This window comes from Rhodoferax sp. EU05-FHT12H12 (assembly GCF_058791215.1).
On sequence record NZ_JBYTDI010000001.1, the window covers coordinates 490,432 to 511,661 of the forward strand.

The following is a 21,230-nucleotide window of genomic DNA, read 5'->3' on the forward strand; positions in this document are numbered from 1 at the left end:
TCATTGTGTGCGTTTGCCAGCCCCAGGGGGGGCCGGCATGGGTTGTATGGGAGCGGCCAGCGCCGGGTTCTTGCCCTGCACACCGGCCAACACTGCGGCGATATTGGCAAAGTCTGCCTCTGCATCACCGGTCAAAGTCATAAATGTGGTGGCATTCACCACCTTGCGTCCGTAATCCAGACTCACCACGCCCAGCGGCACGCCGGCACGCAGGGCCACTTGGTAAAAGCCGCTACGCCAGCCCGGCGCCCACTGGCGTGTGCCTTCGGGCGACAAGCCCAACCAGTACAAACGCTGTTGTGCGCGTGCCTGGGCCACACCGTCCACCACCTGCGCCACCACGCCCTGGGGTGCGTGGCGCCGCACGGGCACGCCCCCCACCCAGCGCAGCCAGCGGCCAAAGCCTGGCAGCCGGAACAAGGTGTCCTTGGCCCAAAAGTTCAGTTCCAGGCCCACGGCCCATTTGGCCAAAATGGCGACGATGAAGTCCCAGTTGCTGGTGTGCGGGTACACCGCGAACACGCCTTGCAACGCCGGCAAGCCGTCAAAGCGCACCCTCCAGCCAAACAGGGCCAGCACCCAGCGCGCCAGCGGGCTGCCCCGCAACTGCACCGGGTGCGGCAGCTTCTCGATCGGCTGCATGCTCAGCCCTTGAGGGCCCGGTAACCAATGTCCGTGCGGTATTGCATGCCGTCAAACGCAATCTCGCTGATGACCTGGTAAGCGCGTTGCTGCGCCTGCTTCACGCTGTCGGCCAGCGCCGTCACGCACAACACGCGCCCACCAGAGGTTTGCAGCACACCGTCCTTGATCGTCGTCCCGGCGTGGAACACGGCAGCGTCTTCGCTGTCTTTGGGGATGCCGGTGATGGCATCACCCTTGCGCGGGCTCAGCGGGTAGTCATGGGCGGCCAGCACCACGCCCAGTGCGGTGCGGCGATCCCACTGTAGTTCCACCTCATCCAGCTTGCCGTGCAGGCCGGGCTCGGTGGCGGCCATCAGCACGTCCACCAGATCGGTCTTCAGCCGCATCATGATGGGCTGCGTCTCGGGGTCGCCCATGCGGCAGTTGAACTCCAGCGTCTTGGGCTGGCCGTTTTTGTCGATCATCAGCCCGGCGTAGAGGAAGCCGCTGAACGGAATGCCGTCGGCCTCCATGCCCTTGACGGTCGGCAAGATGATCTCGCGCATGGCCTTGGCGTGGATGTCGGGCGTCACCACCGGCGCGGGTGAATAGGCGCCCATGCCACCGGTGTTGGGTCCCTGGTCGCCATCTTGCAGACGTTTGTGGTCCTGGCTGGTGGCCAGGGGTAGCACGTTCTTGCCGTCCACCATGACGATGAAGCTGGCCTCTTCGCCTTCCAGAAACTCTTCAATCACCACGCGGGCGCCACCGTCGTTGTGCGCTACGCCCAGCGTGTTGTCCACCAGCATGAAGTCAATCGCCTCGTGCGCTTCCGCCACCGTCATGGCCACCACCACACCCTTGCCGGCAGCCAGGCCATCGGCCTTGACCACGGTGGGGGCGCCCATTTTGTCCACATAGGCATGGGCGGCCACCGGGTCAGAGAACGTGGCGTATTCGGCCGTGGGAATGTTGTGGCGGCGCATAAAGGCTTTGCTGAAGGCCTTGGAGCTTTCCAGTTGGGCCGCAGCCTTGGTAGGGCCGAAGATGCGCAGTCCGTGGGCGCGGAATTCGTCCACCACACCCGCCGCCAGTGGCACTTCGGGGCCCACCACGGTCAGCGTGATCTTGTTGTCTTGCGCCCAGGTGCGCAGGCCCACCACGTCGGTGATATTGATGTTTTCCAGGTGCGGGTCGGTCGCTGTGCCACCGTTGCCGGGGGCCACATAGACCATCTGAATTTTGGGAGACTGCGCCAGCTTCCAGGCCAGGGCATGTTCGCGACCACCGCCGCCAATAACAAGTACGTTCATAAATTGCTTTGTGTTCTTAGAGGGCGGCGTTGTGGAACAAATCCTGGGTGTCGTCCAGGTCTTCCAGAATGTCCAGCAGTTTTTGCATGCGCTCGGCGTCTTCACCGGTCAGCTCAATGGTGTTGTCGGCACGCATGGTGACGTTGGCCACCTCGGCCATCAGGCCTGCAGCCTCCAGCGCCTTCTTCACGGCTTCAAAGTCGGCATAGGCCGTCAGCACCTCGATGGCGCCATCGTCGTCGGTGATCACGTCTTCGGCACCGGCTTCCAGTGCCACTTCCATCACCTTGTCTTCACTGGTGCCGGGGGCAAAAATCAGCTGGCCGCAGTGCTTGAACTGGAAAGCGACCGAGCCTTCGGTACCCATATTGCCGCCGTGCTTCAGAAAAGCGTGGCGCACTTCGGCCACGGTGCGCACCTTGTTGTCGGTCATGCAGTCCACGATGATGGCCGCGCCGCCAATGCCATACCCCTCATAGCGCACTTCCTCGTAGCTCACGCCCTCCAGTGTGCCGGTGGCCTTGGCAATGGCGTGGCTCACGTTGGTCAGCGGCATATTGGCTGCCTTGGCCTTTTCAATCGCCAGGCGCAAACGGGGGTTGGCGCTGGGGTCACCCCCGCCGGTGCGGGCTGCCACCATGATTTCCCGGCTTACCCGGGTCCAGACGCGCTGGCGCTTCTCGTCCTGGCGCCCCTTGCGGTGCTGAATATTGGCCCATTTGCTGTGTCCTGCCACGCGAAATCCTTCAAAAATTCGTTACGCTACTCCCCTGATTGTACTTTTCGGGACATCCATGGCTTCCATCCAAGACGAGGGCATCCTGATTGCCCAACACGGCACCGGCAACTCCACCATCCGCTGCTTTTTGCGGCCCGACAAGGCCAACCGCCATGGACTGATCACCGGCGCCACCGGAACCGGCAAAACCATCACCCTGCAGACCCTGGCCGAGGGCTTTTCCAGCATCGGCGTTCCCGTCTTCATGGCCGATGTGAAGGGCGACCTGACCGGTATCTCCCAAAAAGGTGCCTTGAGCGAGAAGCTTGGCAAAATCCTCAAGGAACGCGGCATCGACGAACCCGCGTTTTCCGCCTTCCCCACCACGCTGTGGGACGTGTTTGGCCAGCAAGGCCACCCGGTGCGTGCCACCGTGAGCGACCTGGGCCCCCTGCTGCTGGCCCGCATGCTCAACCTCAACGAAACCCAGGCCGGCGTGCTGCAACTGGTGTTCAAGATTGCGGATGACGACGGCCTGCTGCTGCTGGACATGAAAGACCTGCGCGCCATGTGCCAGGACGTGGGCGAGAACGCCAGCCAATACACCACCGAATACGGCAACATCAGCGCCGCCAGCATTGGCGCCATTCAGCGCGGCCTCATGCAAATCGAGGAGCAAGGCGGCGACCAGTTCTTTGGCGAGCCCATGCTCAATATTGAAGACTTCATGCAGACCGATGGCTCGGGCAAAGGGGTGGTCAACATCCTGGCGGCCGACAAGCTCATGCAGTCGCCGCGCCTGTACGCCACCTTTTTGCTGTGGATGCTGTCCGAGCTGTTCGAGGCCCTGCCCGAAGTGGGCGACCTGGACAAACCCAAGTTGGTGTTCTTCTTTGACGAGGCCCACTTGCTGTTTGCCGACGCACCCAAGGTGCTGATCGAACGCATTGAGCTGGTGGTGCGCCTGGTGCGCTCCAAGGGCGTGGGTGTGTTCTTCGTCACACAAAACCCGCTGGACATTCCCGACAGCGTGCTGGCCCAGCTGGGCAACCGCGTACAGCACGCGCTGCGCGCCTTCACACCGCGCGACCAAAAGGCCGTCAAGAGCGCGGCCGACACCATGCGCGCCAACCCCGGCCTGGACGTGGCCACCGCCATCACCGAACTGGGCGTGGGCGAGGCGCTGGTCAGCTTGATGGACGAAAAAGGCCGGCCCTGCCTGACAGAGCGCGTGTTTGTGCTTCCCCCGGCCAGCCAGATCGGCCCCATCAAGCCGGAGCAACGCAAGACGCTGCTCTCCGAATCCATCGTCGCTGGCGTGTACGAAAAAGCCGTGGACCGCGAGTCCGCGTTCGAGAAACTCAAGGGCCGCACGCAGGCCAATATGGGCCATGCCGAACCGGTGGAAGACGACTTTCCGGCGGCAGATACTGCGGCACCACCGCGCGCATCCAGGCGGGGTTCGGCCCCCACGCCGACTGCAACACCCGCTCCCAGCGGCGGCGGCATTCTGGACAGCATTGGCGACATGCTGGGCGGCGGCGCCCGCCGTTCACGCGCCAGCGTGGGCGAACAAATGATCAAGAGCGCCGCAAGCTCCATCGGCCGCGAAGTGGGCCGCCAGATCATCCGCGGCGTGCTGGGCAGCATCCTGGGCGGCAGCCGGCGCTAAAGGCCGGAGCGAATCCCAGGCGCCAAACTTGCTTCTCAACAATTGAACCTTCCACAAAACCAACAAGGAATAACAACATGGTCACCATCGATCCCGCAGCCCGTGCCAATGTCACCCTGATCGACCACCCGCTGGTGCAGCACAAGCTCACGCTGATGCGCAAAAAGGAAGCCAGCACCAGCAGCTTTCGCCGCCTGCTTAATGAGCTGGCCGGCCTGATGATTTACGAAGTCTGCCGCGACATGCCGCTGCAGGACCTGGAAATTGAAACCCCGCTGGAGAAGACCACCGGCAAGGTCATTGACGGCAAAAAGCTGGTGTTTGCAAGCGTGCTGCGCGCCGGCAACGGCATTCTGGATGGCGTGCTGAGCGTAGTGCCCGGTGCCCGCGTGGGCCACGTGGGCCTGTACCGCGACCCCAAGACCTTGCAAGCCGTGGAGTACTACTTCAAGATGCCCAGCGATATGGAAGAGCGCGACGTGGTGATCGTCGACCCCATGCTGGCCACCGGCAACTCGGCCGCCGCCGCCGTCACGCGCCTCAAGGCCTGCAAGCCCAAGTCCATCAAGTTCCTGTGCCTGCTGACCTGCCCCGAAGGCATCAACACCCTGTACAAAGAGCACCCCGATGTGCGCGTTTTCACTGCCGCCATCGACCGTGGCCTGAACGACCACGGCTACATCATGCCGGGACTGGGCGACGCGGGTGACCGCATCTTCGGCACCCAGTAGTTTACAAGCCAAATTGGCAACAAGACCTCTTGGATATTGCGCAAGCAGCTATGAATTGCATAGCAATTAAAGGGAGTTGAACCATGCTGGACCTGCTCATCCACAACGCCGCCCTGCCCGACGGACGCAAAAACATGTCGGTAGCAGTGCGGGCCGGGCGGATTGTGGAGGTGACCGAAGGGCTGATGGCCCCGGCCGCCGAAGTGGTGGATGCCGGCGGCATGCTGCTCTCCACACCTTTTGTGGATGCGCATTTCCACATGGACGCGACGCTGAGTTTGGGCCTGCCACGACTCAACGCCAGCGGCACCTTGCTGGAAGGTATTGCGCTTTGGGGTGAACTCAAACCGCACCTGACCTTTGAGGCGCTGGTAGACCGCGCCCTGGCCTATTGCGACTGGGCCGTGGCCAACGGCCTGCTGGCCATCCGCAGCCATGTGGACACCAGCGATCCGAGCATGTTGGCGGTGGAAGCCCTGTTGGCTGTCAAGAAAAAGGTCGCGCCCTATATCGACTTGCAGCTGGTCGCCTTTCCGCAGGATGGTGTCTTAAGAAGCAAAGGCGGCGTGGACAACCTGAAGAAGGCTTTGAGCTTGGGTGTGGACGTGGTGGGAGGCATCCCCCACTTCGAGCGCACCATGGCCGACGGCGCGGCCAGCGTGAAGCTGCTGTGCGAGCTGGCGGCCGAACAAGGCAAGCTGGTGGACATGCACTGCGACGAGTCGGACGACCCGCTCTCGCGCCATATCGAAACACTGGCCTTTGAAGCCAACCGCCTGGGCCTGCACGGCCGCGTGACCGGTTCGCACCTCACCTCCATGCACAGCATGGACAACTACTACGTCAGCAAGCTGCTGCCGCTCATGGCCGAGGCGCAGATCAGCGTGGTGAGCAACCCGCTTATCAATATCACGCTGCAAGGCCGGCACGACACCTACCCCAAGCGCCGCGGCATGACGCGCGTGCCCGAGATCATGGCTGCCGGCATGACCGTGGCCTTTGGCCAGGATTGCTGCATGGACCCCTGGTACAGCATGGGCAGCGGCGACATGCTGGAGGTAGCCAGCATGGGCCTGCACGTGGCGCAAATGACCAGCCAGGCCGCCATGGCGCAATGTTTTGACGCCGTAACGAAGAACCCTGCGCGCATCCTGCATCTGGAAGGCTACGGTCTGGAGGCCGGCTGCAACGCCGACTTCGTGCTCCTGCAGGCGCAGAACCCCGTAGAAGCCCTGCGCCTCAAGGCCACCCGCCTCAAGGTCTGGCGCCGCGGCACGCTGGTGGCGCAAACACCTGCCCGCACTGCGGCGCTGAGCCTGCCGGGTCGCCCCGCCCATACCTCGTTTTTACATACCAAATAAGCCTCTAGCCCCCGTGGATATTGCGCAAGCAGCTACCAAAGATGTAGCAATCACCATCGCTGCTGCACAAAGCACTTCGGTGCCGTTGGAGGTGGCTGCCAATGTGCAGGAGCACTTACGGTTTGTGAAGGCCGCAGCCGACCATGGCGTGCAGTGGCTGGTGTTCCCCGAGCTGTCCCTCACCGGCTACGAACTGGCCGCCATGCCCAAGCTGGTGCTGCACGGCGACCACGCACTGCTGGCGCCGTTGCGCGAAGCGGCCCGCCATACCGGCATGGCCATCACCGTGGGCGCGCCCGTGGATTCGGGTGGTGCCCTGCCCTCCCTGGGCGCCATCACTCTGCGGCCCGATGGCCAGCACAGCGTGTACCGCAAGTTCCATTTGCATCAGGGCGAGAAGCAATTTGCGACGCCGGGGCAGGAGCCGATGCATACCCAGCAGTTGGGTGCCACCCGCATAGCCAGCGCCATCTGCGCGGATACCAATCAGCCCATCCATGCCGCCCGCGCCGCCCAGGCTGGTGCTCGTGTGTACGCAGCCGGCATCCTGACTTCAGACACAGGCTACGCCGCAGAGGCGCCGCTATGGCGTGCTTACGCCCAAGAGCACCACATGGTCGTGCTGATGGCCAACCATGGCGGCCCCTCAGGGGGCTATGTGTCAGCAGGTAAAAGCTGCATCTGGAATACCTTGGGGCGCCCCATCGCAACAAGCCCTGGCCGCGGGGACTGGCTGGTCATCGCCAAACCCGCGCCGTAGGCGCCCTCTTAGCCCAGGGCTATTGGGCTCAGTGCGCTTGCCACCAGGCTTGTGCCTTGGCGCGATCAAAAGCGGGCAGGATGTCCTTGGTAACCGTGACACCCTTCAAAGCAGGGAATCTGGCAAGAAACAGAGCCTCGTCCTTGTCGAAGGCATCGCTGATGGTGATATCAAACGTTCCACCAGAAGCGCCGACCACCGCTTGGTCGATCAAGGGTACCGGAGAACCTGCCCGGAACTCCTCGCCCTTGCGCTCACGCACAGTAGCGTCCACGTGTCCAAGGTAGTACACACCGCTTTTCTTTGCAACGATGTCACTGTGCAAGGGTGCAAAGAAAATGCCATTGATCAGAAAACCGGTGGAATTGCTAGTGAGCCCCATGATTCTGTAGGGCCCTGGCTCGAGCTCCATGCGGATGAAGTAGTTATTGCCGGTTTCCGGCTTGTCGGATTCAACTTTCGCCTTCTCATCCATCGTGAAATTGAGTCGCTCGCTGGAATCTTTGGCATCGGGCTTCTCGACATTCACCACCAGCAGCTTGGGCTGGTGGGAGGTCTTGTAAGCGTTCTTCAAAGTCACAGTCATCAACAAAACCGGCTTGCTGTTGGCAGTCAGTGTGTCGCCTTCGTTCTCAAATGCCATCTTGGTGCGCGTCGCACACCCGGTCAACAACACCGCAGCGGTCAGCATTCCCATGCCGATCATTTTTTTCATCATGAATTCACTCCCTTTTTTGATTGCAATACGTGCCTGCGCGATGGGCATTCCACCCGCATGCAGCCCACGAAAATTCGGGGCCTCGCGTTTATAGCCCACGCTGTTGCACAATTTCGGGAACCACAGGCCAAAATTCACACACTCCTGCCAATCTTCATCACGGGGCATAGCTGAACTGCCATGAAAAACTACTGGCTCATGAAAGCCGAACCCGCCGAAGCGTCCATCGACGATGTGCTGGCCATGCCCAACGCCACCGTGCCCTGGACCGGCGTGCGCAACTACCAGGCACGCAACTTCATGCGCGATGGCATGCAGGTAGGCGATGGTGTGCTGTTCTACCACTCCAGCTGTGCGGAGCCGGGCATCGTGGGCCTTGCGTGCGTGGCATCCGGTGCCTACACCGACCCCACGCAATTCGACCCGAAGTCGCCCTACTTCGATGCCGCCAGCAAACCCGAGGCGCCGCGTTGGCTGCTGGTGGATGTGCAGGTGCTGCACAAAACCCACAACCTGACGCTGCCTGCGCTGCGGGCAGACACCGCCTTGCAAGACCTGACGGTGCTGAAAAAGGGCAACCGCCTCTCCATCACCCCCGTGGAGCCGCGACACTGGCAACACATTGTTCAGCTGCTTGGCATGCCGGATTTGGCATAAAAATGGCCTCTAGCCAACGTCAATACTGCGCCAGCAGCTATTGATTCGATAGCAACCGCTGCCCGGACCTGGAAACAGCGCGCGGCGCGGACCGGCTGGCGGGCTGCAAATCCGCCCCCTGGCGCAGCTTGAACACGGCCACCACCTGCACCAGATCCTGGGCCTGGCTGCGCAGGCTGGCGGCGGCGGCGGCCATTTGCTCCACCAGCGCCGCGTTTTGCTGGGTGGCCTGGTCCATCTGCGTCACCGCCTCCCCGACCTGGCTGACACCTGCGCTTTGCTCGCTGCTGGCCGCGCTGATCTCGCCCATGATGTCCGTCACCCGGCGAATGCTGTTGACCACGTCCTGCATGGTGGCGCCGGCCTGGTCGACGAGAGCAGTGCCCTGGTCGACCCTGCTGACACTGTCACTGATCAAGGACTTGATCTCTTTCGCTGCCTCGGCCGAACGGCCCGCCAGGCTGCGCACCTCACTGGCCACCACGGCAAAGCCGCGGCCCTGCTCACCAGCCCGCGCAGCTTCCACTGCGGCGTTCAGTGCCAGGATGTTGGTCTGGAAGGCAATGCCGTCGATCACGTTGATGATGTCGGCGATGCGCTTGGAACTCTCACTGATCCCGCGCATGGTCTGCACGACCTGGCCCACCACCTCGCCGCCCTGCACCGCTACCGACGAGGCGCTTTGTGCCAACTGGTTGGCCTGGCGCGCGTTGTCGGCGTTTTGCTGGACGGTGGAAGACAGCTCTTCCATGCTCGCAGCGGTCTCTTCCAGTGCGCTGGCCTGGCTCTCGGTGCGGGACGACAAGTCCTGGTTGCCTTGCGCAATCTCTGCACTCGCCGTGGACACGGACTCCGAACCCTGGCGCACGGTGCTCACCACCTCGACCAGGCTGTCCTGCATGGCCGCCAGAGACTGCATCAACTGCGCGATTTCATCCTTGCCCTCGGTGCGGATGCTGTGGGTCAGATCGCCTTGCGCGACCGCGTCGGTGGCTTCCATGGCTTGCTTCAACGAGCCAGAGATGCTTCGGACCAGGCTCACTCCAGAAAGGATGCCAAACAGCACCCCCAAGACTCCCATGCCAATCGCCAGAGTACGCACGGTGTTCAGACTGGCTTGGGCCTGGTCAAACACCTCCTTGGCGACTTTGAGCTGCAGCTCGGTCAGACCGACCATATGGGCCCGCACGTCCTGGTACACCGCGTTGTCTTTTTCGGCCACCAGGGTGCGCAGGGCCTCCAGGTCATTGGCCTTCATGGCCGCTTGGGCGGGTATCAACACCTCGTTGAGATAGCGCCCGCGCGCCACTTCAAATTTTTGTCCGATCTCCGCCTCTTCAGGTCTCAGCGTCGACGACTTATACGCTTTCCAGATGCTGGACACCTCGGCAATATTGCGTTGCAGGTCCTGCAGATTGTCCTGGGTGACCTCGGGTTTGGCCACTGCCACCGAGTTGTTCAGGTCCACCCGGTTGCGCAAAATCAAACGTTGAATGTTGAGCAAATGCCCCAGTGGCACCGTGCGGTCCTCGTACACCGTCTGCAAGCCTGCGTTCGATTCGGCCATGCCGCGTACCCCGATGCCCCCAATCAGCACCATGAGAAGGGACAGCACCGCAATCAGCAGGCTCAGGCGTGTAGAAATTTTCAAATTGTTCATGACCATCCCTTTTTTGTTGTTGGTGATTTCGCGTTGTACTGCGAAGAACACGGCAGCAGTTTGCACACTTCCACCAGCAAAACAATACTCCGAACGGCCTATCCAGCGGCTACCATTGACTTGCATCAAGCCAACCATCCCCCTCCTTTTTCACCATGAAACACACCGATCTCGACCGCCTGGCCCTGCAAGAACAGCGCCTGCAATTCGACGCTTTTGACCAAAGCAGCGCCTGGGCGCTGGGCACGCGCATCAAGGCGCTGTGCGAAGAAGCTGGCGTCGCACTGGCGATTGAAGTGCGCCTGTCCAAGGAAACGATTTTTTACTACGCCATGCCCGGCACCGGCCCCACCAATGCCGACTGGGCGCGCCGCAAACGCAACGCGGTGGAGCTGCTGCACACCAGCTCCTACGCGCTGGGGCTGAAGCTGGATCAGGAAAAGAGTTCGCTTGAGGCCAAACAAGGCCTGCCCCTGCGCGACTACGCCACCCATGGCGGTAGCTTCCCCATCCGCGTGCGCGGCGTGGGGGTGGTGGGGGTAGTCACCGTGTCAGGCATTCCCCAGCGTGAAGACCACGCCATGGTGGTGAAGGCGCTGGCCGCACTGTGCGACGTGCCACTGGCCGAAGTGGCACTGGACTGACCCTGCCCTAGTGCCGCGTGGAGCCCGCCAGAAAGGTGGCCTCAAACTCGTGGGCGGGAATGGGCTTGGAATAGAAATAGCCCTGTAACAGGTCACAGCCCTGCTGGGTGCAGAACTCCGCCTGGGCCTGGGTCTCCACCCCTTCCACCACAATTTGCATGTTCAGTGCCTTGGCAAAGGCGATGATGGCCACGAACAGCTTTTCGCTTTTGCCCCCCTCTCCCACGGCGGACACAAAACCCTTGTCGATCTTGAGAATGCTGATGGGGAAGAGCTTGAGGTGATCCAATGAGGAATACCCGGTACCGAAGTCGTCCAGCGACATCGCCACGCCCTGGGAGGAGATTTCCGAGAGCAGGGACACCGTGGTGCTGGTCACCTCAATCAGCATGCTCTCGGTAATTTCCAGCTCCAGACAATTGGCGGGCAGGCCATGTGCAGCCAGCGCTGCCATCACGGTACGGGGCAGTTTCTCCTGCTTGATTTGCACTGCCGACAGGTTGATCGCCAGCGTCAAATCCGCCAAATGAGGCGCGTAGCGGTCGCGCCAGACCTTGAGCTGTCGGCAACCCTCGTACAGCACCCAAGCTCCAATATCCACAATCAGGCCGGTTTCTTCGGCAATAGCCAAAAAGGCCGCGGGTGACAGCACCCCCAGGCGCGGATGGTGCCAGCGCAGCAAGGCCTCCATGCCGGACAAGCCACCGTCGGCAGAGCGAATCTGCGGTTGGTAGTAAATTTTGAGCTCGTCCTTCTCCAACGCCCGCTGCAAATCGTTTTTAATGAGCGAACGAAACTGCACCGCCTCCTGCAGCGAGACCGAATAGAAGCGGCTCTTGTTGCGGCCATCGAGCTTGGCCTGGTACATGGCCAGGTCGGCGTACTTGAGCAGATCGGCTGCGTTGTCGGTGGTGTTGCCCAGCACGGCAATGCCAATGCTGGTGGTGATGGTCTGCTCGGTAGAACCGATGAAGATGGGTTCGCGCAGCTTGGCGTTGATGCGGTCCGCCAGCACGATGGCCTGCTCGTCGTGGTCAAAGTTGGTCATCATCACCACGAATTCATCGCCCCCCAGCCGACAAAGCTGGTCGCCATCGCGTGCAATCAGCGTCAGGCGTCGCGCCACTTCCACCAGCAGTTGGTCACCCGCATCGTGCCCCAGGGTGTCGTTGATGCTTTTGAAGTCGTCCAGATCCAGCAGCAGGATGGCCAAACGGCCATCCATGCGGCGTGCACGTGCCAACTGGGCTTCCAGCGAGCGCTCAAAGCCGCGGCGGTTCATCAGTCCGGTCAGCACATCATGCTCAGACAAGCTGCGGACCTGCTCCAGGCTGTAGCGCAAGCGCTCCTCAATCTGAAACCGCTGGCGCGCCTGCATGACCACACGGGTCAGGTGGCGGCTGTTCACTTCATCTTTCAGTAAAAAATCTTGCGCCCCCGCCTCCAGGCACTCTTCGGCCAGAGTTTCGTTTTCGTATCGACTCAGCATCACCACGGCCACGCCGTCGTAGGCACCGCCACGCAGCGTACGCAAGACTTCCAGTCCGTTGTCATCCGGCAGGCGGTAGTCCAGCAAGATGGCATCGAACTTTTTGTTGGACGCCATTTGCAGCCCCGCGGCCGCAGTCTCGGCATAACTCACGTCACAGGGTACGGAGCTCTTGCGCAGGGTCCGCGTGATGGCGTGCCGGTCCAGCTCGTCGTCGTCAATCAGCAGCAGGGAAAGTTCCGCAATCATGAAGTCCTTTGTCGCTACGCAATCAGCTCCACCACACGCCAGTAACCGTGCAGCATTTCCATGGCACGCATCACCCCGTCGCCCACCTGGCTCTTGATGATGTAGCCGGCAATGTTGTGCTTGTAGGCCAAGGCCTTGTCCTCTTCGGCCTTGGACGTGGTGAGCACAAACACCACCGCGCTGGACAGTTCCGGGTCTTTGCGAATGGCAGCCAGCACCTCCAGGCCATTCATGCGCGGCAGGTTCAGGTCCAACAGCACCAGGTAGGGGCGCCGCGCCGCGTTGCACTCGCGCAGTTTGGCCAGGCCTTCGATGCCGTCGCGCGCCCGCACGATGGGGTTGGTGATCTGCAGCTTCTTGAGCGCACGCTGGATGCCCATCACATCCACATCGTCGTCGTCCACCAGCAGCAAGGTCACGTCTTTGTCGGTCTTGTTGGCTAGCATCGTTGTTGTTCCTCAGTCGGGTTGTGTGGGCCAGGTGAAGCGGAAGGCGCAGCCAGTCTGGCCGTCCGACTCCAGTGTGACCACGCCGCCTACCGTCTCCACGGCTTTTTTGACAATGGCCAACCCCATGCCACTGCCCTCCACCTCGTCGCGCGGCTTCAGCGTCTGGAAGATGGTGAACACGCGTTTTTGGTGCTCTGGCGGAATGCCAGGCCCATCGTCCTGCACCGTGAATTCATAGCCTCCCGGACAAGGCCGCGCATGGACCCGGATCGTGCCCACGGGCTTGTCATGGTGCTTGATGGCGTTGTTGATCAGGTTGCGCAGCACCAGCTCCAGCGGCACCTTCTGCGTGCGCACAATGGGCATGTCCTCCGCGACCACCAGCGCAATGTTCTTGCGCGAAGCGGCCAGCTCAAAAATATCGCGGACCAGGTTGCCCGTATTCACCGCACCCACCGGGTTATCCGACTGCCCCACGCGCGAGTAGGCCAGCAAGTCGTCCAGCAGCATTTCCATGCGGCTGATGCGGCTGCGCATCAGCCGCAGGTGGTCCTGGGTCTCGCTGCTCAGCGAATCGCCCAGATCCTCCGCAATCCAGGTGGCGAGCTGGTCCACCCCCCGCAGTGGCGACTTCAGATCGTGTGAGGCCACGTAAGCAAAGTTGTTGAGGTCGTCATTGCTGCGCGTGAGCTGCCCCACCAGGTTGCTGAGCTGCTGCTCTGACTGCTTGCGGGCCGTAATATCCACAATGGCAGACAGGATCTTCACCCCGGTAGCCGTCAGGATGGGGTTCAGGCCAATCTCCACGGGAAACTCACTACCGTCCTTGCGCAAGCCATACAGGTCGCGACCGCTGCCCATGGCACGCGGGCTGGGGTCTGAGAAATACGAGGCACGGTGGTGCGGGTGCGCCCCCCGAAAGCGGGCCGGAAGTAACATATCGATGGACTGCCCGAGCAACTCCGAGCGGCTGTAACCGAAGATGCTCTCCGCCTGCGTGTTCACCATTTCAATGGTGCCGGACTTGTCGATCATGACCATGCCATTGGGGGCCATCTCCACCACTTGGCGGAACTGCTCTTCCTGCCGCTTGCGCTCGGACAAATCGACGATTGCCGACACCACCTTCATGCCCTCTGGGGTTCTGATGGGGGTCAGGCCGATCTCGATGGGGAACTCGCCGCCGTCCTTGCGCCTCCCGTAGAGGTCACGGCCAATGCCCATCAAGCGGGGGCTGGGTTCGGCCACAAAGTTGCCGCGGTGGGCCGGGTGCACACGCCGAAAACGCTCGGGCAACAGCACCTCGATCGCCTGCCCCAGCAACTCACTGCGGACATAACCAAATATGGTCTCCGCCTGCCGATTCACCATCTCAATCAGCCCGCCCTCACCAATCATGACAATGGCATAGGGAGCCATTTCCACAATCTGTCGAAACTGGCCTTCCTGCCCTTGCACCAGCGTATCGTCCATGCACTTCCTCCGCTTTCCCCTGAAAAGCCATGCAGATATTTTTGGCACGCCGCGTTGCTCTTTGCAGGCCCAAGCCCGTGGCAACATGGTGCGGCGCGTGGGGTTACTATCGCGGATTCTTGATGTTTGTCAAGGCTCAAAACCATGCAATGCCGCCTACGGGCCGCGGGTTTTTACCGCCGCCGTGCCGTGCGCACACCCGCCAACTCGCCCACAATCTTCAGCACGCGGGCCAGGCGACCGGACTCTGCCACCTCCACGGTAAACGTCATCCAGGCGATCCCCTTGACCGACTGGGTTTGCACACCAATGACGTTCATTTTTTCCTTGGCGAACACTTCCGAGATGTCGCGCAGCAGCCCCTGACGGTCTATGGCTTCCACCGCCACGTCCACCGGATACACATTGCCGTCCTTGCCGCTGGGCACCCCCCACTCCACGTCGATCAGCCGGTCGCCACTGCGGTTCACCATATTGCGCAAGTTGGAACAATCGGAGCGGTGCACACTCACGCCCTTGCCGCGTGTCACAAAGCCACTGATGAGGTCGGGCGGTGCGGGCTTGCAACACTTGGCCAGCTGGGTCATCAGCGAATCGATCCCGACCACCAACACCCCTCCCTTGCCACCGGCCGCACGCGGCTTTTTAAGCGGCATGTAGTCGTCTTGTGTCGCGGCGGGCTCGGGTGGGCGCAGCAGCATCTCGATGTTGCGCAGCGAAAACTCGTCTTTTCCCACCACTTCAAACAGCGCATCGGCATTGTTGAAGCCCAGCTGGCTGGCCAGGTCGTCCAGCTTGATGGCCGTCTTGCCCTCGCGCTGCAGCAGCTTTTCCACCGCCTCGCGGCCCTTGGCCATGGTTTCGCCCATGGCCAGCGCGTTGAACCAGGCGCGTACCTTGGCGCGCGCACGGTGGCTCACCAGGTAGCCCAACTCAGGGTTGAGCCAGTCGCGCGACGGGCCGCCTTCTTTGACCGCTGTCACCTCCACGGTCTGCCCGTTTTTGAGCGGTGTGTTCAGCGGCACCATGGCGCCATCCACCTTGGCACCGCGGCAGCGGTGGCCCAAGTTGGTGTGCACGCTGTAGGCAAAGTCCACCGCCGTGGCGCCTTGGGGCAGCTCCACGATGGCGGCATCGGGGGTCAGCACATAAATGCGGTCTTCGAACATGCCCGCACCGTCGCCCCCCGCTTGCGCACCCGACAAATCGCGCTCCCAGGCCAGCAGCTGGCGCAGCACGGCAATCTTGGCGTCGTACTCGCCCGCGGCAGTCACGCTGCCGCCATACCCCTTGGCACCGGCCTCCTTGTAGGCCCAGTGCGCGGCCACGCCGTGTTCGGCATGGTCATGCATGGCCTGGGTGCGAATTTGCACTTCGATGGGCTGGCCCTGCAGATCACGAACCACCGTATGCAGGGATTGGTAGCCATTGGGCTTGGGCCGGGCGATGTAATCGTCAAACTCCTCGGTCACTGGCACAAAGCGGCTGTGCACCCAGCTTAAAGCGGCGTAACAGTCAGGCACCGCGGCCACCACGATGCGCAGCGCGCGGATGTCATACACCTGGTCAAACCCCAGCGACTTGCCGCGCATCTTTTTGACAATGCTGTAGATGTGCTTGGGCCGCCCCTGCACAGTGGCGTGAATGCCCTGTGTGCCCAATTCCTCTGCCAGTTGCTGGCGTAGGCGCTCTACCGAGGCCTCCCGCTCGGCACGCTTCTCGTCCAACAGCTTGGCGACCTGCTTGTAGGTGTCGGGCTCCAGAAAGCGGAAGGACAGGTCTTCCATTTCCCACTTCACTTCCCAGATGCCCAGGCGGTTGGCCAGCGGGGCAAACACCTGCAGCGCCTCGGACGCCAGGCCCGGCGGCACCGGCAGCTTGGTGGCCGCAAAGTGGCGCAGCGTCTGCAGGCGCGAGGCCAGGCGCAGCATCACCACGCGCAGGTCCTTGGAGAACGCCAGCAGCATCTTGCGCACACTCTCCGTTTGCGCGGCGGCGGTCTGGGCCATGGGCGCTGCATTGCCGCTGTGGCTGGCCGAGTTTTGCGCCACACGCGCCATGCGTTGCAGGCGCACCAGTTTGGTGGTCTCCAGCGCCAGGTCGGCAAAGTTGTCGCCAAAGGCCTTGGCAATCACCTCATGCGGCTTGTTCAGGTGGTCACAGGCGTAGACCAAATAGCTGGCGGCCTGCATGGCCTGGGACCCACCGATGGTGCGCAGGATGGCGGCCACGGCATCGGCATGCAGCAGCACGTTTTCGCCGGTATCCAGCGTTTGGGTGGCCAACAAGGGCTCGGCAAAGGCACGTGCACGCGCCAGGGCGTCGGCCTGCTCGGGCAGGCTGTCTGCGGTGGCCGCGATGACCTGCGGGGTGGCCGAAGCACTGTGCTCGGCATACAAACTTTTCATGCAAGGCTCACATCATCCGGGGCATGTCACCCCAGTAAAAAACTCGTTACGGTCTCGACCTGGTCGGGCGCGATAAGTGTGGGGGCATGGCCCACACCGGCAAATTCGACCAGCCGCGCCTTGGGGCCACGTTGGGTCATGGCCTGCGCGGTGGCAGGCGACAGCAAATCAGAATTGGCGCCGCGCAGCAACAGCGTATGTGCCGTGATGCTGTCATACAGCTGCCAGAGCTGGGCCTCGCCTTGGGCGGCAACCTCTTGTGTCACCGCCCCAAAAGGAACGGCAATCGCCGGGTCGTAGTGCAGGCCCACGCGGCCGTCAGCTGTGGTCTTGACCATGTGGCGCGACAGCGCCAACCACTGGGCCGGCGTGTGCGGGCCAAAACTTTGCGAGATCGCCCACATGGCGTCGGCTGCCTGCTGCAGCGTGTCAAAGGTTTGGGCCTTGCCCAGGTAGGTGCCTATGCGGGCCAAGGCTTCCCACTGGATGGCGGGGCCCACATCGTTGAGCACCAGGCGGCGCACCGTGGCACCCACGGCCTGCGCATGTGCGCACACGGCCATACCAATCAGGCCCCCCATGCTGGTGCCCACCCAATCCAGCGTGGCGGGCTTCAGGTGGGCCAGCAGCGCCAGCATATCGGCCGCGTAAATGGGCAACTGGTAGCCCTGCGGGTCTTTGAGCCAGTCGCTCTGGCCGCGGCCCGCCACATCGGGGCAGACCACACGCAGCGGCTGCACGCTGTGCGCCAGCAGCGCCTGGGCCAACACATCAAAGTCGCGCCCCTGGCGCGACAGACCGTGGACACAGACGATGGTGTGGGCCGCATCCGGCACACCCCACTGCCAATACGCCATGCGGTGCCCGCCGTGGGCGTCAGCGCAGGGTACGTAGTTCAGCGTAGGGTCAGCCATGGTGCAATCACTCGTTTGATAATGACCACATCCTAATGGAAACCCCCCTACTCTTTTGGAAGGACGCAGCATGTTGAAAGGTAAAACCGCCATCGTTACCGGATCCACCAGCGGCATCGGTTTGGGCATCGCCAAGGCGCTCGCCGCCCAAGGCGCCAACATCGTGCTGAACGGCTTTGGTGATGTGGACGGCCCCACGGCCGAAATTGCTGCGCTGGGTGCCCAGGTGGGCTACCACGGCGCCGACATGAGCAAACCCGGCGAGATTGAGGCCATGGTGAACTACGCCAACGCCACCTTTGGCGGTGTGGACATTCTGGTCAACAACGCTGGCATCCAGCACGTGGCACGGGTGGAGAACTTTCCGGTGGAAAAGTGGGACGCCATCATCGCCATCAACATGAGCAGCGCCTTCCACGCCACCCGTTTGGCCCTGCCCGGCATGCAAGCCAAAAACTGGGGCCGCATCATCAACGTGGCCAGCGTGCACGGCTTGGTGGGCTCCGCCGAAAAGTCGGCCTATGTAGCGGCCAAACATGGGGTGGTGGGTCTGACCAAGGTGACCGCGCTGGAGAACGCCACCAGCGGCGTAACCTGCAACGCCATCTGCCCCGGCTGGGTACTCACACCCCTGGTGCAAAAGCAGGTGGACGCCAAGGCGGCCGCCCAAGGCATCAGCAACGCTGACGCCACCAAACAGCTGCTGGGCGAAAAAGAACCGTCCATGCAGTTCACCACACCAGAAGAACTGGGCGCGTTGGCCGTGTTCTTCTGCTCGCCTGCGGGAGACAATGTGCGGGGCGTGGCCTGGAACATGGACGGTGGTTGGGCCGCCCAATAAGAGCCATTTAGGCCTCTAGCCCCGGTGGAATATGCGCAAGCAGCTATCAATTAGATAGCATTCACAACAAGACCGATCAGCTGGACTGCTTGAACGCCATGACGGCCTGGTTGCGCAGTGTGCGCAGCAAGGCCAGCTCTTTTTCGTCGAGCTCCAGCGAACCGTGGCGCACCTTGTCGGCGTAGATCAGGCCAAACGGGGCATTCTTGATTTGCAGCGGCAACAGCAAGAAGGTGGGCGCATTCAGGCTTTGCCGGTACCAGGCCGGTAGGCGCTGCACGATGCGGGGCTCGGTAGCGTCGGTGATCATGGTGTCCGCACCCTTCACGCAAACCACGCCAAACAGGTCCGGCGTGGTGGCCTTGAGGTGGGTCTTGAAGTCCTTGACGTGGGCCTCGACGCCCTGGCCCAGGCCAAAGCGGCCGGACATCATCTCGGTCTTGGGGTCGCGCATGCAAAAAATGATGCGGTCAAACTCCAGTGCGCGGTACATGGTCTCCAGAATCATGCGCAACACATCAGTCAGCTTGAAGTCCTCCACCATGGCGTTGGTGATGTCCTGGATGCCCGCCGCCAGCGTTTCTGCCACCTGGCCGGCCCGGGTGATGGGGGCTGCGGCGCTGTCCAGCGATGCCGACTGGGTGGCCTGCAGCTCGAAGCGCCCCAGGTTGCCGTCGGTGTCCGACTGCAGGTCCGCAGGCCGGCTGCCCAGCTCGTCAGGCATGCGCAGCAGCTTGGCGGCAGCCGAGCCGGGGTTGACCCGGATTTCCATGGCCGCTGCCAGATCGATCAGCTTTTGCCGTGCTTTGAAGGTGGCCGCCATTACCTGTTTGCCGCTGGTGCCCATGGCCTGCGCGTACTTCTTGGTGATGAGGGCAATCCGCCCCTCTACATCCTTGGAGTCGCTCTTGAGCAGCACATCGGCAATCTCGTTGGACGCCAAGGCAATCCAGCGGATGCGTTCGGCCGAATCCTTAGGCGCCAGCGAAGGCGGCGCACCCGTGGGCTTGGTCATGCAGCGCTGGATGCCGACCGGCAAACCCCAGGCCTTGGCAATGCCCAGGCCCAGATCTTCGTAGCTCAGGCCCAGCACACTGGTAGAGGCGGCCCGCTCGGTCATGGGCTCACGCGCCGACTGCACCAGAGTGCGCACACGCGTGGCCTCTTCGGGGAAATAAAACTGGGCCAACAGACGGCCCAGGTTCTGGAACATGGCCCCGATAAAGGCCTCTTCACTGTCCTTGAGCACCGGACACAATTCGCCACCAATCGATCCGGCCATCAGCGAGCGCAAAAACTCCTCCTTGAGCTGACCCGCGTGGGCCTTGTCCTGCATGTGCTCCAGCAGCACCAGACTCAGCGCCATATTGCGAATGCCGTTGAAGCCCACCAGGCTCACCGCACGCGACACCGTGCTGATATTGCCGCCGCGTGCATAGTGGGCGCTGTTCACCAAGCGCAGCAGCTTGTTGGTCAGCGCCACGTCCTTCAGGATTTCGTTGGTAACGCTGCCCACGCTCTCGGTCTCGGAGCTGGCCATGCTCTGGATACGCCCCACCGAATCGGACATGGCCGGAAAGTCGCTTTTGTGGCGCATGCGGCGCAGCAGAAACTCCAGCGTGCTGTTGTTCACCGCCCCCCCCTCACCGGCCGCATCCCCCTGCAAGGACTTGCTCCACAGCTCCAGCTCACTCTGAAAAGCGCGCGCGCTCGTGTAGCGCTGCTTGGCATCTTTGGCCAAGGCGCGCTGGACGATGGCGCGCAGGCGGTCATCCACCCCGGCAGGCAGCACTTTGGGCAACTCCAGCTGTTCGTGCAGGGTGCGGTAAATGGCGCGGTGCGGGTCCGATTCCATCAGCAGGGGCCGCCCCATCAGCAGCTCAGCCAACACCAGGCCGGATGAAAAAATATCCATGGCGGGTGTTGGCGCGTCCCCATTCGCCGCCTCGGGCGACAGGTAGCCAACCGTGCCTGCACTGTCGGCAACCGTGGCCTGGTTCTGGCTGTCGCGAATACGGGCGGCTATGCCAAAGTCCATGACGCGGGCACGGCCGGCCGAATCCACCACCACGTTGGACGGCTTGAGGTCTCGGTGCACCACACCGGCAGCATGGGCGACGGCCACCGCGTCCAACACATCCATCATCAGGGCCACGGCCTCGGCTGCCGGCAAGGCACCACGCTGCTGCAGGTGCTGGTCCAGCGTGCTGCCGGGAATGTATTCAAACACCAGGTAGGGCTGGCGGCCATGCACATCGGCTTCGTAGACGGGCACGATGTTGGGGTGGGTCACGCGGCTGGCGTTGCGCGCCTCTTGCAGCCACTGGGCCACGGACTGCGCGTCAGAGTTCGCCCCCGGACGCATGACCTTGATCGCCACCTCCCGCTCCATGCGTGGGTCAAATGCCAGCCACACGGTGGATTGCCCCCCCTGCCCCAGCACCCGTCGCAGTTCAAACCGCCCCAGTGCAGTGCCGGCCTCAGCGACAGGGGGGCGGCTGTTGGCAAAGGAGACGGGATCTGGCATGTCGCGGGCTCTGTGGGTGGTG

The 21,230-nt window shown here is 62.4% G+C and carries 18 protein-coding genes; 7 read left to right on the top strand and 11 right to left on the bottom strand.

The window, feature by feature from the left end:
- The 3 genes from AC3WS7_RS02275 to AC3WS7_RS02285 are packed head-to-tail and all read right to left on the bottom strand — an operon-like array spanning position 1 to position 2,673.
- A complete protein-coding gene (locus AC3WS7_RS02275) occupies positions 1-642 on the bottom strand; it encodes a 1-acyl-sn-glycerol-3-phosphate acyltransferase (protein WP_296466398.1) in 642 nt (213 codons plus the stop codon).
- Between the two features lie 2 nt (positions 643-644).
- Positions 645-1,937, bottom strand: a complete 1,293-nt coding sequence (gene purD, locus AC3WS7_RS02280) for a phosphoribosylamine--glycine ligase (RefSeq protein ID WP_492655240.1) — start codon at positions 1,935-1,937, stop codon at positions 645-647.
- A gap of 16 nt (positions 1,938-1,953) precedes the next feature.
- A complete protein-coding gene (locus AC3WS7_RS02285; protein WP_296466402.1) occupies positions 1,954-2,673 on the bottom strand; it encodes a YebC/PmpR family DNA-binding transcriptional regulator in 720 nt (239 codons plus the stop codon).
- 58 nt (positions 2,674-2,731) lie between these two features.
- Between AC3WS7_RS02285 and AC3WS7_RS02290 the strand changes: the two genes are divergently transcribed.
- The 4 genes from AC3WS7_RS02290 (at position 2,732) to AC3WS7_RS02305 (ending at position 7,179) form a co-directional block, all read left to right on the top strand.
- Positions 2,732-4,327: a helicase HerA-like domain-containing protein gene (locus AC3WS7_RS02290; RefSeq protein WP_492655241.1), complete on the top strand. Its 1,596-nt coding sequence runs from the start codon at positions 2,732-2,734 to the stop codon at positions 4,325-4,327.
- Positions 4,328-4,404: 77 nt separating this feature from the next.
- On the top strand, positions 4,405-5,058 hold the full coding sequence (gene upp, locus AC3WS7_RS02295; protein WP_492655242.1) for a uracil phosphoribosyltransferase: 654 nt from the start codon (positions 4,405-4,407) through the stop codon (positions 5,056-5,058).
- An 83-nt stretch (positions 5,059-5,141) separates the two neighbouring features.
- Positions 5,142-6,419 (top strand): amidohydrolase family protein, encoded by a 1,278-nt coding sequence (locus AC3WS7_RS02300; protein ID WP_492655243.1) that lies wholly within the window; start codon positions 5,142-5,144, stop codon positions 6,417-6,419.
- Positions 6,420-6,432: 13 nt separating this feature from the next.
- The gene (locus tag AC3WS7_RS02305) at positions 6,433-7,179 is read left to right on the top strand and encodes a carbon-nitrogen hydrolase family protein (protein ID WP_492655244.1); all 747 of its coding nucleotides are present in this window, start codon (positions 6,433-6,435) and stop codon (positions 7,177-7,179) included.
- 28 nt (positions 7,180-7,207) lie between these two features.
- Here the strand turns inward: AC3WS7_RS02305 and AC3WS7_RS02310 are convergent, their stop codons facing one another.
- Entirely contained in the window at positions 7,208-8,065 is an 858-nt protein-coding gene (locus AC3WS7_RS02310) for a hypothetical protein (protein WP_492655245.1), read from the bottom strand.
- Between the two features lie 12 nt (positions 8,066-8,077).
- On the opposite strand from AC3WS7_RS02310, the gene AC3WS7_RS02315 reads away from it, so the two are divergent.
- Positions 8,078-8,554 (top strand): EVE domain-containing protein, encoded by a 477-nt coding sequence (locus AC3WS7_RS02315; protein WP_296466416.1) that lies wholly within the window; start codon positions 8,078-8,080, stop codon positions 8,552-8,554.
- A gap of 37 nt (positions 8,555-8,591) precedes the next feature.
- Here AC3WS7_RS02315 and AC3WS7_RS02320 read toward each other — a convergent pair whose 3' ends face one another.
- A complete protein-coding gene (locus AC3WS7_RS02320; RefSeq protein WP_492655246.1) occupies positions 8,592-10,214 on the bottom strand; it encodes a methyl-accepting chemotaxis protein in 1,623 nt (540 codons plus the stop codon).
- Positions 10,215-10,369: 155 nt separating this feature from the next.
- Here AC3WS7_RS02320 and AC3WS7_RS02325 point away from each other — a divergent pair, with 155 nt between their 5' ends.
- Positions 10,370-10,858 (top strand): heme-degrading domain-containing protein, encoded by a 489-nt coding sequence (locus AC3WS7_RS02325; protein WP_296466421.1) that lies wholly within the window; start codon positions 10,370-10,372, stop codon positions 10,856-10,858.
- 7 nt (positions 10,859-10,865) lie between these two features.
- Here AC3WS7_RS02325 and AC3WS7_RS02330 read toward each other — a convergent pair whose 3' ends face one another.
- The 5 genes from AC3WS7_RS02330 to AC3WS7_RS02350 all read right to left on the bottom strand — a co-directional run bounded on the left by AC3WS7_RS02330 (position 10,866) and on the right by AC3WS7_RS02350 (position 17,840).
- A complete protein-coding gene (locus AC3WS7_RS02330) occupies positions 10,866-12,596 on the bottom strand; it encodes a GGDEF/EAL domain-containing response regulator (RefSeq protein ID WP_296466423.1) in 1,731 nt (576 codons plus the stop codon).
- Positions 12,597-12,610: 14 nt separating this feature from the next.
- Positions 12,611-13,042 carry a response regulator gene (locus AC3WS7_RS02335; protein ID WP_296466426.1) on the bottom strand — a complete coding sequence of 144 codons (432 nt, stop codon included), beginning with the start codon at positions 13,040-13,042 and terminating at the stop codon, positions 12,611-12,613.
- A 12-nt stretch (positions 13,043-13,054) separates the two neighbouring features.
- The gene (locus tag AC3WS7_RS02340) at positions 13,055-14,518 is read right to left on the bottom strand and encodes a sensor histidine kinase (protein WP_296466429.1); all 1,464 of its coding nucleotides are present in this window, start codon (positions 14,516-14,518) and stop codon (positions 13,055-13,057) included.
- Positions 14,519-14,691: 173 nt separating this feature from the next.
- A complete protein-coding gene (locus AC3WS7_RS02345) occupies positions 14,692-16,926 on the bottom strand; it encodes a RelA/SpoT family protein (protein WP_492655247.1) in 2,235 nt (744 codons plus the stop codon).
- Between the two features lie 26 nt (positions 16,927-16,952).
- On the bottom strand, positions 16,953-17,840 hold the full coding sequence (locus AC3WS7_RS02350; protein WP_296466439.1) for an alpha/beta fold hydrolase: 888 nt from the start codon (positions 17,838-17,840) through the stop codon (positions 16,953-16,955).
- Positions 17,841-17,910: 70 nt separating this feature from the next.
- On the opposite strand from AC3WS7_RS02350, the gene AC3WS7_RS02355 reads away from it, so the two are divergent.
- Positions 17,911-18,681, top strand: coding sequence for a 3-hydroxybutyrate dehydrogenase (locus AC3WS7_RS02355; protein WP_492655248.1), 771 nt, complete (start codon positions 17,911-17,913; stop codon positions 18,679-18,681).
- Positions 18,682-18,757: 76 nt separating this feature from the next.
- Here AC3WS7_RS02355 and AC3WS7_RS02360 read toward each other — a convergent pair whose 3' ends face one another.
- A complete protein-coding gene (locus tag AC3WS7_RS02360) occupies positions 18,758-21,208 on the bottom strand; it encodes a protein kinase domain-containing protein (protein WP_492655249.1) in 2,451 nt (816 codons plus the stop codon).
- Between the last annotated feature and the right edge of the window lie 22 nt (positions 21,209-21,230).

What these genes read in the sequence shown, in the direction of transcription:
- AC3WS7_RS02355 (WP_492655248.1), top strand. Translation starts at nt 17,911, where the DNA reads ATGTTGAAAGGTAAAACCGCCATCGTTACCGGATCCACCAGCGGCATC.
- AC3WS7_RS02290 (WP_492655241.1), top strand. Translation starts at nt 2,732, where the DNA reads ATGGCTTCCATCCAAGACGAGGGCATCCTGATTGCCCAACACGGCACC.
- AC3WS7_RS02330 (WP_296466423.1), bottom strand. Translation starts at nt 12,596, where the DNA reads ATGATTGCGGAACTTTCCCTGCTGCTGATTGACGACGACGAGCTGGAC.
- upp (WP_492655242.1), top strand. Translation starts at nt 4,405, where the DNA reads ATGGTCACCATCGATCCCGCAGCCCGTGCCAATGTCACCCTGATCGAC.
- AC3WS7_RS02340 (WP_296466429.1), bottom strand. Translation starts at nt 14,518, where the DNA reads ATGGACGATACGCTGGTGCAAGGGCAGGAAGGCCAGTTTCGACAGATT.
- purD (WP_492655240.1), bottom strand. Translation starts at nt 1,937, where the DNA reads ATGAACGTACTTGTTATTGGCGGCGGTGGTCGCGAACATGCCCTGGCC.
- AC3WS7_RS02360 (WP_492655249.1), bottom strand. Translation starts at nt 21,208, where the DNA reads ATGCCAGATCCCGTCTCCTTTGCCAACAGCCGCCCCCCTGTCGCTGAG.
- AC3WS7_RS02320 (WP_492655246.1), bottom strand. Translation starts at nt 10,214, where the DNA reads ATGAACAATTTGAAAATTTCTACACGCCTGAGCCTGCTGATTGCGGTG.
- AC3WS7_RS02350 (WP_296466439.1), bottom strand. Translation starts at nt 17,840, where the DNA reads ATGGCTGACCCTACGCTGAACTACGTACCCTGCGCTGACGCCCACGGC.
- AC3WS7_RS02275 (WP_296466398.1), bottom strand. Translation starts at nt 642, where the DNA reads ATGCAGCCGATCGAGAAGCTGCCGCACCCGGTGCAGTTGCGGGGCAGC.
- AC3WS7_RS02325 (WP_296466421.1), top strand. Translation starts at nt 10,370, where the DNA reads ATGAAACACACCGATCTCGACCGCCTGGCCCTGCAAGAACAGCGCCTG.
- AC3WS7_RS02335 (WP_296466426.1), bottom strand. Translation starts at nt 13,042, where the DNA reads ATGCTAGCCAACAAGACCGACAAAGACGTGACCTTGCTGCTGGTGGAC.
- AC3WS7_RS02300 (WP_492655243.1), top strand. Translation starts at nt 5,142, where the DNA reads ATGCTGGACCTGCTCATCCACAACGCCGCCCTGCCCGACGGACGCAAA.
- AC3WS7_RS02315 (WP_296466416.1), top strand. Translation starts at nt 8,078, where the DNA reads ATGAAAAACTACTGGCTCATGAAAGCCGAACCCGCCGAAGCGTCCATC.
- AC3WS7_RS02345 (WP_492655247.1), bottom strand. Translation starts at nt 16,926, where the DNA reads ATGAAAAGTTTGTATGCCGAGCACAGTGCTTCGGCCACCCCGCAGGTC.
- AC3WS7_RS02310 (WP_492655245.1), bottom strand. Translation starts at nt 8,065, where the DNA reads ATGCCCCGTGATGAAGATTGGCAGGAGTGTGTGAATTTTGGCCTGTGG.